Here is a 17,681-nt window from a genome sequence, read left to right on the forward strand (position 1 = left end):
GATGGGATGAATTTAATTAAGAAATACATATATAGGCAGGTTGCGGCTCAAAAGCTGACGAAGGAAGCAGCAAAAGAGATGCTGATGGAGCTTCAGGTGCACCCGGAAAAAACGGTAATTAAGGACCGGGTGGCCATCATCGGAATCGGGCTGCGTTTCCCCGATTCCGATTCTCCAGAAGAATACTGGTCAAATCTTTGTGAAGGCAACATTAGCATTAAGGATTTCCCGGAGGAACGGCTAATGGATATACCCGAAGGCCAGAGAAGGACGGGGAACATCAGGGTAAAGAGGGGCGGGTACTTATCCAGTATCGACGCTTTCGATGCCGGCTACTACAACATCGCGCCGAGCGAAGCGAAGTATATGAATCCGTTGCAACGGGTATTTTTAGAATCGGCAACGGAAGCGATTCAGGATGCGGGCTATGAAGGGAAACGGATCAGAAAGACGAGAACCGGTGTCTACGTCGGAGTCGACCACACCTCGAAGCCGGAATACCCATTCGGGGAAGACAAGAACAATCCCTTGGCGATCACGGGAGCGTGGACGGGAATATTGGCCAGCCGGGTATCCTATGTGTTTAACCTCCGGGGGCCGAGCATCGTGATTGATACGGCCTGCTCATCGGGGTTAGTGGCTGTACACAGGGCATGCAAAGCGATACAGAGCCACGAATGCGACATGGCTATCGCAGGCGGCATATGCCTGGAGCTGGAACCGGCGTTCGAAGAGGATGCACTAAGCATGGTGGCATCCAAGGATGACAAAGTTAGGACGTTTGATAATAATGCCAACGGAACTGTATGGGGCGAAGGAGTGGGAGTGGTGGTCCTGAAGCCGCTGAGGAAAGCGGTGGAGGACAAGGACCACATTTATGCGGTAATCAAGGGGAGTGCAGTCAACAATGATGGGACGAGCAACGGGATTACAGCGCCGGATGCAGAAGCCCAGGAAGAAGTGTTGATGGGCGCCTGGGAGGATGCGGGGATCCATCCGGAAAGTCTATCCTACATAGAGGCGCATGGAACGGGAACGGTGTTAGGTGATCCGATTGAAGTAAAGGGCCTGACCAGCGCATTTTCCCGGTACACGGACAAGAAGCAATTTTGCGGAATCGGGTCGGTCAAGACGAACATTGGTCATACGGTGGCAGCGTCGGGAATGGCTTCGTTGCTGAAGGTGGTGCTGTCGCTTCAAAAGAGAATGATACCTGGAACCCGGCATTTTGAAACTCCCAACCGGTACATTAATTTTCCCGGCAGTCCACTGTATATGGTGGACAAGACAAGAGAGTGGACAGAAGAGAAGGGGCCAAGACGGGCGGGGGTCAGTGCGTTTGGCTTTAGCGGGACCAACTGCCATATGGTACTGGAAGAAGCAAGTGGGCCGGAGACAGGATCAGAAGCGGGCGGGCTGGAAGGACTGATGCTGTCAGCCAAAACAACGAAAGCATTGCTTAAGCTGCTGGAAGCATATAAAGGGTATTTAGAGCGCAATCAAGGGGTCAGCAAAGAAGCGCTGAGCTACACAGCGAACACGGGCAGGGAGCATCATGCCTATAGAATTGCGATTACTTATGAAGAAACAAAGGAATTGAAGGAGAAAGTAACCGGGTTGGTGCAGCAGGGTCTGAGGGGAAACGTGGAAGAAGGCATTTTCTATGAAGCAGCGGGAGATGCGGCAAAAGAAGAAAAGAAGCGGCTCACGGAACTGGCGAAACAGCTAGTGGAGGAAATGAAACATGGAGACTGCAGTCCCAAGAAGCTGAAGGAAATGTGCACCTGTTATGTAAAGGGCGCCGAAGTAGATTGGGAAGGTTATTACGAGGGGCAGGGCAGGCGCAAAATTAGCTTACCTGTATATCCCTTTGAGAAAAAACGGTTCTGGCTTGGTCATGAGGGCGATAATGAAGCTTCCCTGGAGCCTCCTCCTGAAATGCTGAAAGAAAAATTGAGACGATTATGGATGAAGGCGCTGGGAGTTGGCGAACTGGACTCAACGGCCAATTTCTATGATATGGGTGGAAATTCATTAATGGCAATTCAGTTGACAAATGAAATAAATCAAACGTTAGCTTCACAGATAGATGTAACGGACTTGTACACTTATCCGACCTTGGAATTGATGTCAGCTTACTTGGATAAAGATGAGGAAGATGCAGGCTTTGTTCATCAGGATGGGGAAGATGATCTGATGAATCTCATTCGCGGTGTGAAAAACGGAAAAGTAACCATAGAGGAAGGAATAAAAAGGTTATGATCAACTTTGTTTACTGCGGTGGAAAGGAAGTGTCGTAATTGCAAAACACAAACAAACTCTTTCAATATATATTAGAGCAAACGAAGGCCTCGAATATATCAGAACAAACCGCTTACACCATTTTAAATCACTTGAAGTCGGTTCATTCGCCGGAAAGCCAGGATATAGCCGTTATAGGGTTGGCGTGTACTTTTGCCGGTGCCGATAATGCCGCGGAATATTGGGAGAATCTATTGCATGGGAAAAATTGCGTGGGTCCATTCCCTGTTCAAAGGCAGGCGCTTTTGGACAACGCGGGTACACTTTCTTCGGCATCAGGCGGGTATTTGAATCATATTGATTTATTTGACGAATCTTTTTTTAGAATATCACCCAAAGAAGCATTATTAATGGACCCTGCACAAAGGTTGGTGCTTGAAAAGGCTTATGAGGCGCTGGAGGATGCCGGATATTCATGGGAAACATTGGATGGAAGCTGTACAGGAGTATATATCGGTATGGATTCTACCTTTTCCTCGCAGTATTATCAACATATGGATAATAAAGACATATTGGCTTTAACCGGCGCGGTTACGGGGATCATATCAGGCCGAATTTCTTATATCTTTAACTTGAAAGGTCCTAATATGGTTATTGATACAGCATGCTCCTCGGGCTTGGTGGCCGTTCATACGGCTTGCAAGGCAATATTGAATCATGAGTGTGACATGGCTGTGGCGGGTGGGGTTCAAATTTCTTTATTGCCCGAAGGCTCCTTAGACAGAAATGACATTGAGGCTGCGGATGGGATTCTAAGAGCATTTGATAAAAAAGCTGCCGGGACCGTATGGGGTGAGGGTGCCGGAGTTGTTATTCTGAAGTTATTAGATAAGGCGCTTCAGGATAAGGATCCAATATATGCAGTTATTAAAGGAAGCGCTGTGAACAGTGACGGGGTCTCGAACGGGCTGACCGCACCGAATGTGGAGGCCCAAACTACAGTCATTACAGCTGCATGGAATGCCGCAGGAATTGATCCGGAAACCATCGCCTATATCGAGGCACATGGAACCGGTACGTTGTTAGGAGACCCAATTGAAATCAAGGGTATTACCAATGCGTTTAGAAAATTCACTAATAAAAGCCAGTTCTGTGGTATTGGATCGGTTAAATCGAACATTGGCCATACAGCAGGAGCGTCGGGCATTGCCTCGCTTATTAAATCGGTGCTTTCCATGAAACACGGGATGATTCCGGCCAGTTTGCATTTTGATGAACCCAATCCCCATTTTGATTTATCCAAATCAGTTGTTTACATAAATGACAGGCCAAGAAAATGGCCAGTAGAGGACAGCCCAAGAAGATCAGGCATCAGTTCTTTTGGATTTGGCGGTACCAATTGCCATCTTGTTCTTGAGGAAGCTCCTATTGCGCTTAAAGATCCCCCAGATACTAATAAGCTTTGGCTTTTTACGTTGTCAGCAAAAAACAAAAATTCCTTAATGAACTTGGTGGAGAAAAATCGGGATTTTGTATGCAACAAACCAGATTTGAATTTGACTGATTTTTGTTTTACATCCAGCGTTGGCAGAGGGCATTACGAGCATAGGATAATAGTAATCTTTTATAGCTTAGAAGATTTAAAGACAAAGTTATCTCGCATCTACTCGGCCGGTCTTACTGACCGGAGTGAAGATGTATATTATATGAATCACGAGGTGATTCAGGGTAATGATCGGGTCCAGCCATCCGGGTATATCAGTGAAGCAGAGCAAATCCGTATCAGCAGGCAGGCAAATCAAATAATTAGTGGTTTGGAGATGGAAGACGGGAATCATAAGGAGCTTATGCGGGAGCTTTGCAGTCTCTATATTCGGGGAGCAACAGTGATATGGAAGGAATTGTACAGGAAATACGATTGCCGCAAATTGAATCTTCCCACATATTCGTTTGAGCGCAAGTCATATTGGGTCAACAGAGACAAATTGGCAGATGCTAATAGTAAAGAAGAAACCAAACCGATCCTTCACCCCCTGTTGGACGAGTGTCAGGAACTGTCGGAAAATCTCATTGTGTTTATAACCAAAGTTTCCGCTGAGAAGCATTGGATACTAGCTGATCACAAGGTTCTTGGTAAACATACTATTCCGGGAACCGCCTACCTGGAAATGATCAGTTCGATTGCCGGAATGCTATCCGGAAGTGACCGTTTTGAGCTAAAGGATGTTGTTTTTTATACCCCTTTGATGCTGGAAGAAGGGGAATCTAAAACTATACATACAAAGATATCTAATAATGACGGTATTTACGAATTTACGATAGCGAGTAAGATACAGCCTAGCCAATATTTTGATAAGGGAAAATGGATAACCTATGCGGCGGGGAAAATTCTGCTGGACGCCGGAGACCCAGCGCCGTCTATGGATATTCATGCAATCAGAGCCAGGTGTAAAGAAGAACGGGTGGAAAGCCAGACGGGCTCCGTTCAGGGAAATTTCAGTTTCGGGCCAAGATGGTGGAACGAAGTCCATATGAATACGGGTGATCGTGAACTATTAGCAAACATAAAGCTGCACGATGATTTTTCAACGGATACCCTCCTCTATCGGCTGCATCCTTCTTTAATGGATATCGCCGTAAACATAATGAGTCCAAATACCGAGCATAACCTGTATTTACCTCTAAGTTATAAAAGGATTCACATTTATGGCAGGATTCCGTCGGAAATATGTTGTTACTTAAAAGAAATTGACGGTAAAAGCGAAACGAAGGAATTGGTCAGCTACAACATTACAATCACTGATCCAAGTGGAAATGTCATTGTGCGGATAGACGAATATACCGTAAAACAAATGATTCAGCTGGATGTGGGCAGAAAAGCTGCTGGCGATTTCTTCAATGAAATGAAATGGAGCCAAACAGACTCCGGCATTTACCAGACGGCTTTATCAGGGAAGCGCGTACTGTTCTTCAAGGGGGAAGACCAAAGGTCTAAGGATCTTGAGCGGGTGCTGCGAAGTAAAGGTGCCGAAATCATTGAAGTAGTGATAGGACAAACCTATGTCAAATGGAGTAGCCTGAAATACACCATTTCTGCATCCCAGGAGGATTATTACCGGTTATTTGAAGATATTAAAGAATCAGAACCGGATTATATTCTCCATACCTTAGCAGACCATACGAACGGTGAACACAAAGATTTTGAGCATCTAAGAGGCGAGCTTCAGCTAGGAATTTATAGTTTATTCCATATCGCCAAAGCATTAAACAACAGAAAATTAAAGGACATGGTTAAAGTTGTTGTCGTTACCCACTACGCCAACTTTATCGGCAGTGTGAGCTCTCCTGTGTATCCTCAACACGCAGCGCTGTTTAACATGGGGAAGGTAGTGAGCTTGGAGAACCCAAAGATCAAGTGCATTTCCGTTGATATGGATCATGCTACACCTTCGGAATTTGTTGTATCAGAGATGATGCATGACAAGGTGGAAGCCGTTGAGGTGGCTTACCGGAAAGGTATCAGATATGAACGAGAGATAATTAGAGCAGCAATGAACCGTAACCAAACCGGCGGGGAAGATTCTCAGGGAAATATAAAGCAAGAGGGCGTGTACATCATTACCGGCGGTACGGGAGGTATCGGACCTCACCTTGCGAGGGAACTCTCCATGTCTAAGCAAGTAAGGTTAATTCTTATCAGTCGTACGGGGATGGTGCATGAAGAATCAGCTCATATACTCGATACTATCAGAGCATCAGGTTCAACCGTCGAAATCTGCAAAGCGGACGTTACGGATTACGACGGAATGAAGGCTGCTATTAATCGGATCCGTCAGCAATATGGGCAAATTAATGGAGTGATTCATTCTGCCGGTGTTGCTGCTAGTGGAATAATACTCACCAAAAGGCTGGAATCCTTTGACCAAGTCATCGCCCCCAAAATATATGGAACTTGGATTCTAGATCAGTTGACCAAGAAAGACCACTTGGACTTTTTTATAATGTGCTCTTCAGTCGCTTCGTTTTTAGCAGATGAAGGACAGGTGGATTATACTGCAGCTAATGCCTATTTAGATATGTACGCTGTAAGCAAGAGCAGAGAAGGGAAGAATTTTATATCAATAAATTGGCCTGCATGGAATGAAGTTGGAATGGCCGTTAACCACGGAAAGAAGACGGATAATGATTATTTTATGCCGATCGATATTAACCAGGCCTTATTCGCGTTCCGAACCATCCTTGAGTTTGGAGCGGCCCATGTGATCGTCGGCCGAAGGAACCCGAATGACATGAAGGCTGAAATGCGGCAGGAGCTTCAAACTAAAAGTAATACGGGTGATTTTGGAGGGGGAAATACTAAAAAGATCAGTTTGACGGGGAGCGAAACCGCTCAATATACCCATTGGGAGATCGCTATAGGTGAGGTTTGGAGCGATATATTGGGTCTCGATGACATTAATATTCATCACAGCTTCTATCGCTATGGTGGTAATTCGATACAAGCTATTCAAATCCATCGGGAACTGGATCGATTATTTCCTAATATGGCTGATATCACTGATATTTTTAATTATCAAACGATTCGCGGTATGGCTGAATGTTTACAGAGGGCATCAGAACCGGAATTGCCTGAAGAAACAGAAATAACAGAAGAAGCCGATGAGCTTGATAAACTTTTAGACAGTATTGAAAAAGGAGAGCTTACGTTAGACAGACTCAGTTGAGGGGGAGAAGACATGGAGGACTTTCGAAAATACATTTTGGAGCTTTTTGCAGACAAGCTCATTGACAAAAATGTTGCAAAAAAAATGTTGCAAAAGCTGGAACGCAAACCTGTTGCTCCCGAACACGATCAGGACATAGCTATCATAGGAATATCCGGAAGGTTCCCCAATGCGGTTAACCTGAATGAATTTTGGAATCGCTTGGTTCAAGGGAGAAATTGTATTAGTCCAATCTCTAAAGAAAGATGGGACGATATCCAACACCTCGTGACAGAGGTGCCTTCAGCCAATGCTTCGAAATTGGGCGGATTTTTAAGAGAAATTGACCTATTTGCAGCAGAGTTTTTTCGTATAACAGATGAAGAAGCAATCGCAATGGATCCTTATCAGAGAATTTTTTTGGAGACAGCCTGGGGAGCCATCGAGGATGCAGGGATGTTATTTGATGACATTCAGGGAACTAAAACCGGGTTGTTTGTCGGTAGAGACCATACAAACAATTCTGTCTATGAGACCTTGTTGGGGAAAAAGTCCTTAGAAGCGGAGGCTGGCTGCTGGTCGGGTATTTTGGCAAGCCGAGTATCTTATGTTTTCAACTTAAGAGGTCCTGCATTGGTTGTGGATACGGCATGCTCGTCAGCGTTGGTCGCATTGTATATGGCCTGCAAGGAGCTTAGGGAAGGCAAAATAGAAATGGCCATTGCAGGCGGTATATCACTAGATTACTATCCCGGGAAGAGCGGCGCAGCCATCGAAAGCTTTGTGGAAAACTTGACCGGAGAAGTGAAGACGTTTGACCGAAAAGCAAATGGCACTATATGGGGAGAAGGGGTTGGTGCAGTCCTTCTAAAGCCGCTTAATAAAGCGCTGGCAGACGGGGACAATATTCAGGCCATAATTAAAGGAATAGCGATGAATAACGATGGCCAGTCTAATGGTATCCTAGCTCCCAATTCCGATGCTCAAAGAGAAGTTATTGTTAGTGCATGGAGAGAGGCAAAAATCAATCCGGAAATGATCTCCTACATCGAAGCACACGGAACAGGCACGAAGCTGGGCGATCCAATCGAAGTGAAGGGTTTGACATCGGCGTTTGATGAGTTCACGAAGAAAAAGCAATTCTGTTCCCTTGGATCGTTAAAAGGAAACATCGGCCATGTTCAAGCGGCTTCTGGTATGGCCTCCCTGATTAAAGTTGTGTTATCCATTAAACATGGTGTTCTTCCCGCTAGCATAAACTTCAGCGAGCCCAATAGTTATATTAAGTTTTACAACTCGCCGCTATTTGTCAATGATAGAACCAGAGAGTGGAAGGGAAATGACAATTTGTTGACAGCGGGTATCAACAGCTTTGGGTTTACCGGAACCAATTGTCATGTAGTTATTCAAGAGGCGCCCTTGCGGACAGAGGGAGAGTCGGTCAATAATCAGCCAAGCATTCTGACCATTACGGCTGAAACGAAAGAAGGTTTAGAGATTGCATTGAATGCCTATAAAGATTATCTGTCCCAATGCAGCTTTAACCTTGATTACCATAACATCTGTTATACATCCAACACGGGACGTGTTCACCATGCATACCGGATTGCGGTAGTAATAAGAAGTGTGGCTGATTTTAAAGAAAAAATCAACATTGCCTGTTCCAGTCGTTTTGAGAAACTTCAGGACAAGGACATATTTTATGCTTATTCTTACCCGAAGGACAACTTGCAGAAGGAAGAGCAGAGGAAAAAGGCTTTTGAGCTTATCCGGGCCGTCCAACAGTCGGGTGACAATTCTCTATTATTAGAGGTTTGCAAGTTCTTTGTTTCCGGGGCTGAGCTTGATTGGAGTGAACTATATCGCGGTATGAACGTTAGGAAGGTTACTATACCTGCAACTCCATTAAAAAGGAAACGTTATTGGCCCGACAATGTGAATTTAATGCAAAATAGCAAAACCATTGGGTATCGGTTGGGCCATCCGCTGCTGGAGAGCCACTTGTTGACCACGAAGGGTCAAACTATTTATGGTGCCCGTTTTAGTGCAAAAAGTCAATGGGTGGCCGGCGAGCATAAAATTATGGGTGTGTTTGCGGTCCCGGGAGCGGCTTATGTTGAAATGGCGAGAGAAGCAGGCTGCCGGCATTTCAACTGTGAGAAGATCAAGATCGACATAGAGTTTCTTAAGCCTTTGACCTTGAATAACTCAGAGGCAGAGAGAGAAGTACATATGATCCTCAACCATTGGGATGAGCAGCTCAATTTTAGTATAGTGAGCAAATCCAGCTTGGAGACCGGAAAATGGTTAGAGCATGCAAAAGGGGAGATACACAAAGAAGACCAAACGTACGAATTTTCTAGTTTTACGGATTATAAGAATATTAGCCTGGGAGTGGGCTCTGATTTAATCAGCATTAATGATGATACTTTCGAGTATGGTCCCCGGTGGAATTGTTCGAAACAGGCGGCTCATATCGATGGCGTGTTCGTTACAGAAATCGAATTACATAACAAGTATGCTACGGATTTATTACAATATTATCTTCACCCGGCATTAGTTGACGTCGCAGTCAATTCTGCTGCGAGGCTGGCCGAAGGTGAAATCGGGATATACCTGCCTCATTCCTACCGCTCCTTAAGAATTTTTGGAAGAACACCTCAGAAAATGATCAGCCGCATATATAAATTAGAGAGGGATTCGACAGATGAGTTGATATACCGAGTTGAGATGTCAGATGTTAATGGGAAAGTTTTCGCTGTTGTCGACCAATATTGTCTTAAGAAAGTGGAATCAATAAATAATATTGCAGATATAAGGAATGCTGACAGAGAGCAAATGTATACCCGTACGGTCTGGTCAGAAGAATCCTTCCCTGCACCCAAGAATTCAGAGTATGCAGCAAACGAGGAGATTCTGCTCTTTACTGATCAATATGGAGTGGGTGAAGGCCTGAGAGAATGCATGGAAGCGGATGGTCATCGGCTAACTGAGGTACGCTTGGGCGATAAATTCAAACAGCTTGATCCAAACACCTTTGAGTTAGCTTCGCATGAGCCGGACTGTTCAGAGCTGCTGGATTGTCTGAGCAATAAGAAGTTTAAAAAGCTCTACTACCTCTGGCCTTTATATCAGAGCAATGAATCATCTATGGAAACAATCCTTGAGACGGAATTAAACAAGAATGTGTTCATTTTCCTTGACATTATGAAAGGTTTAGCAAAACGCGGCGGCCTGCGTAACCTGGAAGTTGTATTGGTTACCCATACAGTGAATGCAGTTACAGGCAAGGAAGCCGTTCTTCATCCTTTTGGTGCGTGTATCCAAGGAATAGGTAAAGTCATTTTACAGGAGAATCCTGGACTAAAGGTGCGATGCATAGATATTGATAGCTCTACCAGCAGTGAACAATTATATAGAGAACTTGAGAGTACGGAAGTCCCTTATCTTGTGGCGCTTCGTGATGACAAGCGGTACCTTCAGGAGCTTGTGGATTGTGACCTGAACAAGCTCCCAACGGATAAGCTGACACTAAAGAGCGACGGTATTTATCTGATAACCGGCGGCATCGGTGGAGTCGGGTTGGAAGTTGCCGGATATTTGGCTTCGAAGAATAGGATTAACCTTGCACTTGTGAACCGTTCTGTATTTCCTGAACGGACAGAATGGAAATATATCATTCAGCAGAATGAAAATAAGAAACTATGCAATCAAATAAAATTGATCCAAGCAATTGAAAAGACGGGTTCAAACGTGGTAACGATTAGTGCGGACATTGCGAACAGGGATGAGCTGCGGCTGGTGTTAGAACAGTTGAGGAAGCGTTATGGCGCTGTACATGGGATCGTTCATAGCGCAGGAATAGCGGGTGATGGCCTTTTTTTACGGAAAAGCGTTGCGAAAATCACTAATGTTCTAATGCCCAAGATCCATGGAACTCTAGTTATAGATGAACTGACCAAGGAGGATGAGATGGACTTCTTCATCCTCTGTTCATCTGTCATAGGTACCTTTGGCATGCCTGGGTCTGCAGATTATACAGCAGCAAATGCCTTCATGGATTCGTTCTCTGCAGACCGGAATTTGAAAGGTAAACGAACGTTATCCATCGGATGGCCTGCCTGGAACGAAGTGGGGATGGCAGTGGATTATGGAGTATCTGTACAGGACAACTGGTTGTTTGACTCTATATCTACTTCTCAAGCTATGCAGGTATTCGATGAGTTGCTGGATCACCGGATCAGCCATATTCTTGTGGGTTCAATAAATAAGCGGGAAATGAGGAACAGCCAAGACTCGTTACCCCTAAAGATTTCGGATCATTTACTTGAAGGAGCGAATGATACAAATGAATACAAGGCATTAAATAGAAGTGGGTCTCTAAGAACCTATGAAGAACCCAATGATGAGCTGGAGAAGAAAATCCATGACATTTGGGTGAAAGCACTGGGCAGTGACCTTGGGGTTGAAGTAATAGGAGTCACGGAAAGTTATTTCGATATTGGGGGGAATTCTGTACTGCTTTTGAAGCTTGAAGCTGAGATGGAGAAATATGATATTCCCGTAACCGGAACAGATATTTATAAGCATAGCACCATCAGAGAGCTGTCCACCTTTTTAAAAGGTGTTTTTGGGGCAGAAGCTGCAGGAGTGAATAACAGAAAATGAGATATGAAAACAAAATAGAGTACATTAAGCCGTTTAATGAATTGTTCTATAGATATTGTTTGAACAACTCGCTTTTTCCGATTTTAAATGAGAGGGGAGGAAGCTGTTTATCTTTTCTGGTCAACGATGTACCGTTTTACAATTTTGCCATGGATCGCGATCAGGTATTACCCAGGCTTGAGGTTCAATACAATTCTGACTTGAGCTTAGAACGATTGCTGGAGCTGCATGGTATCGGTTTTCACCAAAAATCAGTCTGCGATGACGTTGTAGAGGCTATTGTCGAAGATATTGATGAAGGCCGTCCTGTGATTGTATGGATCGATTGTTACTACGAGAAAATCAGGAACGACACATTTCTGAAAAAACATCTGTCTCATACATGGCTTATTCACGGATACAACAAAATTGACAGGGTAGCTCACATTATTGAGCATATTTATCGGGACAGTCTGTCCTATGAGGAAAGAACAATCAGTTTATCGGATCTTATTAATTGTTACGATGGATATATAGTACTCAACAAACAAACATGTGGAATGCCGCGGTTTTATGAATGTCAAAATGAATGTGGATACTATAATACTGATGATTACTTATTGAGATGCGGGTTTCCTAAGTACAATAACTTTTCCAATAAGCTAGATATTCCTTCTTATATGAGCTTCGATATAAGTAAAAAGGATAATGGTCATTTTAACGGGGAAAGGTGTTTACAAATGTACTTGACCAACATGGAGAAGAACTTTGAACTTATATCTCACGGACTACTTGATTTAAGTAAATATGTTCAATGGCTGAAACCAATTTTGTTAAGTGAATGTCTGCTACGACAATATAGTGAGCAGATCGTGATGGATATAAACGGTATTGTAAATGCAAAGCTAGCTGACCAATATAAAAATAACCATCTATTCGGTCCACAGTCAGACCTATATTTAAAAGTCGGGCAGATTGTTAATCTGTATCAGACTGTGAGGTCGGTTATAACGAAATTCACCTTTTCACAGGTCTATGATAAACAAAAAATGGAGTCACTCCTATCGATTCTAACCGGTATATTAGAAGCGGAATGCGAATATTACTCCAAATTCACTTCCCTCTGCAAACTCCATTGAGAAGGTGGTTTTCATTCCAAATGGACAAAAGAATTAAACTATTTTGTCTCCCTTATGCGGGCGGCTCTGCCTCAGTATATCTGAAATGGAAGAAATATCTTGATGCTGAAATTGAACTAATTCCGGTTGAACTCGCCGGCAGAGGCAGCCGTTTCAAAGAGATGCACTACGAAAGCCTTGAACAGGCCGTCCAAGACATTACTGGATTTATGAAAGACAGATTTGATTCAAGTGAGTTTTGTATTTTTGGGCATAGCTTTGGGAGCCTTTTAGCCTATGAGGCAGCTCTTAAGCTTCTGGAAGCTGACTATAAACCAGTTCACATCTTCTTTTCAGGCATGTATCCTCCCCAATCGAACATAGAAAATGTGAGCAATTATTTGCACACGTTACCCGACGCTCTTTTTTTTGAAGAGATTTATAGGCTGGGAGGAACACCGAAAGAACTTCAGGATAATATCAATTTACAACGATTATTCATTCCTATAATTAAATCGGACTACAAGTTATTTGAGCAATACAATTTTGGCTTCAGAAGAAGAAAGCTTGCTTCCGATCTTACCATATGTGTAGGAAAGCAGGATGAAAAAGTGAATCAGTATGATTTATCCAGTTGGAAGGAGTGTACAGACAGAAAGTGTAGCATCCATCACTTTGACGGTGGACATTTTTACCTAAATGAGTGTACGGAGAAAATTGTTGATGTAATTAATAACGGGATTAAACCGTACATTTTTAGATGAAATGAACCTTACGATTGGAGGTGCTTGTCTTGGAAACCATTGAAACAATTATTGCGAGAAGGAGTATACGGAAATACAAAAAGGAAGTACCGCCAAAGGAATTGATTGAACTAATTATTTCGTTGGGCTTGAATGCGCCAACCCCAAAAGCTTATAGAGAGCCTAGACGGTTCTATGTGGTGGAAGGCGAAAAAAAGAATGAGATGGTTCATTTGTTGCTGGAAGAGGTTTTGGTTATGAATAGAAGGGGGATCAACACAAGTAGTGCAGTTCTTACATGCAGACTGATGCTTAAAGCCCCTATAATCGTATTTTGTTATCGACGAAACATTGAATCTCTGCCCACAAACGGTATATCCAAGAAAGAGCAAGAGGAGGATTTACTGCTGGTAGACATTCAGTCTATCAGTGCATCCATTCAGAATATGCTATTGGCAGCTACAGACATGGGGTTGGGTTCTCTTTGGCTGGGGGATGTATTACTAATCGACGAAAAAATAAATGAGATTCTACAAACGGATGAAAAGCTCATTGCAGCAGTTGCCTTTGGCTATCCCGATCATATCCCAAAACCGATTCAAAGACCGGACCACCAGCTTGTTACTTGGGTTTAACCGAGCGAAACTCACATGAGAAGCATCGCAATACTAAAAATAGAAAAGGGTTGATTTTTTGCAGGATTTTGTGACGCATCAGGGAAGTGAATGCTATATAGCTTGCTTTCAAAATGTATTGCGGAACTCGGGCATAGATATCGATGAAACTGAAATATTCTTTTTGGGGGAGGGGTTCGCAACCTGCTATGAGAAAAGGAGCAAGGGGAATGTTGTGGATATCAGCATCCGCTCATTTGTTCATGAGTCTATTGAAACTTTTTGTGAGAAAAACAACTTTAAATATGAGATATATAAAGATTTAGACTCTTCATCCGCTGAGAAGCTGATTAATACTTGTATCCATCAGGATATTCCGATCATTGTCAAGATGGATTCTGGCTGTATTGACTATAATGCGGCTTTTAAGAATGCCTTTGGGCTTGGATTGAGCCATTTTGTTGTTGTAATTGATGAGTTCAATGACCATTTTCTGGTCAGCGACGGATTTGTGCCAACGGTCCCCGCTACTATTTATCAGGGAGCTTTCGGAAGAGAACAATTTACTAGAGGTAGGAATGCACGGGGAAATGAATGTATCGTCTTCTCAAAAGAACATATAGCGGAATTATCTAAGAGTTGGAATAAGAAGGAAGCTACTGATCAGCTGATAAACGAATTGGCCGTGAGCCTCGCTTTATTTATATCAGGAGAAGGAAATCAGAGAAGAACTACTGCTGAAAATACATTTTATGGGGTTAATGCTCTCAAAGCGTTAGTTCAGGATTTGCCTCTGTTGCCTGATTATTATGGTGAACAATTTACAGAGCACATGCTTATGCTATATAAAAAGATTCGGATGTGGGGGGTTATGGGGAGCCGGTTCCTTCTTGAGAAAACAATTGCAAAACTATCGGAGGAGCAGCACTTGTTTGACGAGCAAGTGAATAACAATGTCCGGTTGTTGATTCGAAGCTGGAATACACTTAGCTTAATGCTAATGAAGATTGGCATGTCCAAAAGAACGGGCGATCTGATCCCGTTGGCCCAAAAAATTAATGAATTGATTGAAACTGAAGTTGGACTTTATTCTTTGATATTAAGTCACATTAAGAATTAGCGTTTAAGAACTAAAAATCACGGGAGAGTTATAGAAATATCAATTATTTATTTTTGTGAGGTGTCAGACTTGAGTGAGATTCATATAGTTACTGCCACAAATGATAACTATGCTAATCAATTATGTGTAATGCTAAACTCTATGTTTATCAATAAAGCATCTGACAAATATGTCCATCTTTACCTACTGTATGACAATCTCTCTATAAAAAATATGAATAAATTGGATGAGATCGCCCAGCGGTACGGGGCAGCGATCAATTTTATATTAGTAAATCGTGATATTTTTAATGGATTCATTGAAAAACCGTATATTACCTTGGAATCTTATTATCGAATCATTGTTCCAAGCTTAATAGAACACGTGGACAAGGTAATATATCTCGACTGCGATCTGATCATTGACGGTGATATCACCGAATTGTGGAATATTGAATTAGGGGATTATTACATCGGAGCTGTTGAAGGAGCCTATAAAGACAGGATGGAGATACTTAGCATCCCTGAATTGTTTGGGTATTTTAATGCTGGCGTATTATTAATCAATATGAGTAAGTGGAGAGAAAACAATATCTCAGAGATAGTTCTTGATTGGATTAAAAACAATTCTGAGAAAATAAGGCATATGGATCAAGACGCGCTGAATGCTGTGTTATTCAATAAACGGTATATACTTAGCCCCGTATGGAATTATACTACAGGACATTTTGAAAATTTGAAACTTTTTATTGATGCGAAAATATACCATTTCACTGGTCCCAAAAAGCCTTGGCTTACAGAGCATCCTTTCGGTGGTAAGTACTTTCAATATTCTCGGCTCCATGAAGAAACAAATTTCAGTACATTACCTGATCGGGAGGAGATACTAGGTAATGAAAGAAGTGATTAATCCCATTAAACTGATACATGAAAATTCAATGACATGTATAGAAAGTTCACTTGCAACAGCTGCAAACTGGTTTTCCCGGAAGTATGAATTAATGTTTTCGGATCTTTGGGACTTTCGATATTGTAACCCTAACGACCCAATAATAGGGAAACGAATTTTCCCATTGAAAAGTGACCCTAATAACCTGGAAGCATATCATGGGGTGAGAGCGATGAAAGCTATGTTTAATACTCCCTCAGAGCTGGTTGAGACTGTTAAATTTGAACTGTACAATGGACGCCCGGTTTCCTTAGGGTTCGATCAGTACTATCTCCCTTGGGCATCGGAATCACGAAGAAAAGAACCCAATCGTTATCGAGGATTCGTAATGGCTACAGGCTTTGATAAGAACGGAATGTATTGTTTAGATGTACATGGCACCAGACAAACGGGGCATGTTCCGTACTACAATTTCATTCAGGGTTGCACTTTGTCAAATATGTTTCTTACATTCACCTTAGCAAGAGAGAATGAATTATTACCTTCTATGGGTGAATTTGTAAACCTTACTGAACAAAGATTGTACAAAAAGAGAGAGTATCAGGATAATGTTTTTCATGGAATAAAGTGCCTGGCATACGATATTTTAGCTTCTCTGGATTTAGATAACGAAGGTACTGCTGAAAGCATGGCTTTAGTAGATTCAATCAAAAGTATTGCTAATTCAAGAAATCTCTTTTGCCTAACCCTTAAAATGTACGCAGAAAATAGCAAAAGTAAATGTATGGATGATATTACAAAAAGATATAGAGTGCTGGGAACTAAATGGTTTACTGTTAATCACATAATACAAAAAGCTATTTATAGCCCGCATGTTAATAAATCGGTTAACCGCAAATTGGGGGAACTAATATTAAATATATGTGCAATAGAGGAAGAATTGATTGCTGAGTTAGTACGTATAAACCAACACATAAAGCAAGATTCAATTAATGAGACCGAATCCCAAAAAAGGTCAGAGATGAATAAAAACATAACGAATTATTATTACATAGATATACAAGAATATACGAATGATGCAGTTTTTTTCACACCAGATGAAGTACCGCATAATTTAGAGGGAATATACGGAAGATTTATTATAGAGAACGATGTGTTTTCTGGAAGAACTATTAAGAAAGGAAATATGAGATTTAAATTAGACTTCTCCCCAAAAAGATATGATAATATTGTGTGTTTGAATCAGACACTGTTAATTTCTGAAGATTCGTATTCTCACATTATGTTAATGGGGTATAGTGAAAACGGAGATTTTTACAATTCAATCATTCTAAATTTTGAGGATCAAACTAAAGAAGAAATATTTTTTGGATTTAGTGATTGCAGATGGCCGCGTACTTTATTTGGTGAGGAGATCATACTAAGCGGAAAAAGATATCACAGTCATGGTGTATTTAAATATTATTTGTTTGGGTTATGTCTGGGTATCAAAAATAAAGGTAAACTAAAAAGCATAACTCTCCCAAATTGCTGGAAGATTCATATATGTTCAATTACTTTAGGAATCTCAAATTAAACATCACACTCCGCTTCCTTGTTAGGCAAAGAAATAGAATGTAAATAATTCC

General features: G+C 42.2%; 9 protein-coding genes. All 9 read left to right on the plus strand.

The window, feature by feature from the left end; genetic code table 11:
• Positions 1-6 precede the first annotated feature (6 nt).
• The 9 genes from PBOR_RS08030 (at position 7) to PBOR_RS08070 (ending at position 17,629) form a co-directional block, all read left to right on the plus strand.
• Positions 7-2,262 (plus strand): beta-ketoacyl synthase N-terminal-like domain-containing protein, encoded by a 2,256-nt coding sequence (locus PBOR_RS08030; protein ID WP_052429380.1) that lies wholly within the window; start codon positions 7-9, stop codon positions 2,260-2,262.
• A gap of 38 nt (positions 2,263-2,300) precedes the next feature.
• Entirely contained in the window at positions 2,301-6,965 is a 4,665-nt protein-coding gene (locus PBOR_RS35340) for an SDR family NAD(P)-dependent oxidoreductase (protein WP_052429381.1), read from the plus strand.
• A 12-nt stretch (positions 6,966-6,977) separates the two neighbouring features.
• On the plus strand, positions 6,978-11,612 hold the full coding sequence (locus PBOR_RS08040; protein ID WP_042211210.1) for an SDR family NAD(P)-dependent oxidoreductase: 4,635 nt from the start codon (positions 6,978-6,980) through the stop codon (positions 11,610-11,612).
• Entirely contained in the window at positions 11,609-12,730 is a 1,122-nt protein-coding gene (locus PBOR_RS08045) for a cysteine peptidase family C39 domain-containing protein (RefSeq protein WP_042211211.1), read from the plus strand. Before PBOR_RS08040 ends, PBOR_RS08045 begins: the two co-directional genes overlap by 4 nt.
• Before the next feature lie 20 nt (positions 12,731-12,750).
• Positions 12,751-13,473: a thioesterase II family protein gene (locus PBOR_RS08050; protein ID WP_042211212.1), complete on the plus strand. Its 723-nt coding sequence runs from the start codon at positions 12,751-12,753 to the stop codon at positions 13,471-13,473.
• A 29-nt stretch (positions 13,474-13,502) separates the two neighbouring features.
• A complete protein-coding gene (locus PBOR_RS08055) occupies positions 13,503-14,087 on the plus strand; it encodes a nitroreductase family protein (RefSeq protein ID WP_042211213.1) in 585 nt (194 codons plus the stop codon).
• Positions 14,088-14,157: 70 nt separating this feature from the next.
• Positions 14,158-15,186: a BtrH N-terminal domain-containing protein gene (locus tag PBOR_RS08060; protein WP_218918888.1), complete on the plus strand. Its 1,029-nt coding sequence runs from the start codon at positions 14,158-14,160 to the stop codon at positions 15,184-15,186.
• A 69-nt stretch (positions 15,187-15,255) separates the two neighbouring features.
• Positions 15,256-16,074 carry a glycosyltransferase family 8 protein gene (locus PBOR_RS08065; RefSeq protein WP_052429382.1) on the plus strand — a complete coding sequence of 273 codons (819 nt, stop codon included), beginning with the start codon at positions 15,256-15,258 and terminating at the stop codon, positions 16,072-16,074.
• Positions 16,058-17,629, plus strand: coding sequence for a cysteine peptidase family C39 domain-containing protein (locus PBOR_RS08070; protein ID WP_042211215.1), 1,572 nt, complete (start codon positions 16,058-16,060; stop codon positions 17,627-17,629). The genes PBOR_RS08065 and PBOR_RS08070 overlap by 17 nt, the downstream gene beginning before the upstream one ends.
• Positions 17,630-17,681 lie beyond the last annotated feature (52 nt).

Origin of the sequence: Paenibacillus borealis (assembly GCF_000758665.1) — a bacterium.
Classification (GTDB): Bacteria; Bacillota; Bacilli; order Paenibacillales; family Paenibacillaceae; genus Paenibacillus_AQ; species Paenibacillus_AQ borealis.

Bases quoted from the DNA above. Each gene is read 5' to 3' on its own strand.
- PBOR_RS08030 (WP_052429380.1), top strand. From the start codon at position 7: ATGAATTTAATTAAGAAATACATATATAGGCAGGTTGCGGCTCAAAAG.
- PBOR_RS08040 (WP_042211210.1), top strand. From the start codon at position 6,978: ATGGAGGACTTTCGAAAATACATTTTGGAGCTTTTTGCAGACAAGCTC.
- PBOR_RS08045 (WP_042211211.1), top strand. From the start codon at position 11,609: ATGAGATATGAAAACAAAATAGAGTACATTAAGCCGTTTAATGAATTG.
- PBOR_RS08050 (WP_042211212.1), top strand. From the start codon at position 12,751: ATGGACAAAAGAATTAAACTATTTTGTCTCCCTTATGCGGGCGGCTCT.
- PBOR_RS08070 (WP_042211215.1), top strand. From the start codon at position 16,058: ATGAAAGAAGTGATTAATCCCATTAAACTGATACATGAAAATTCAATG.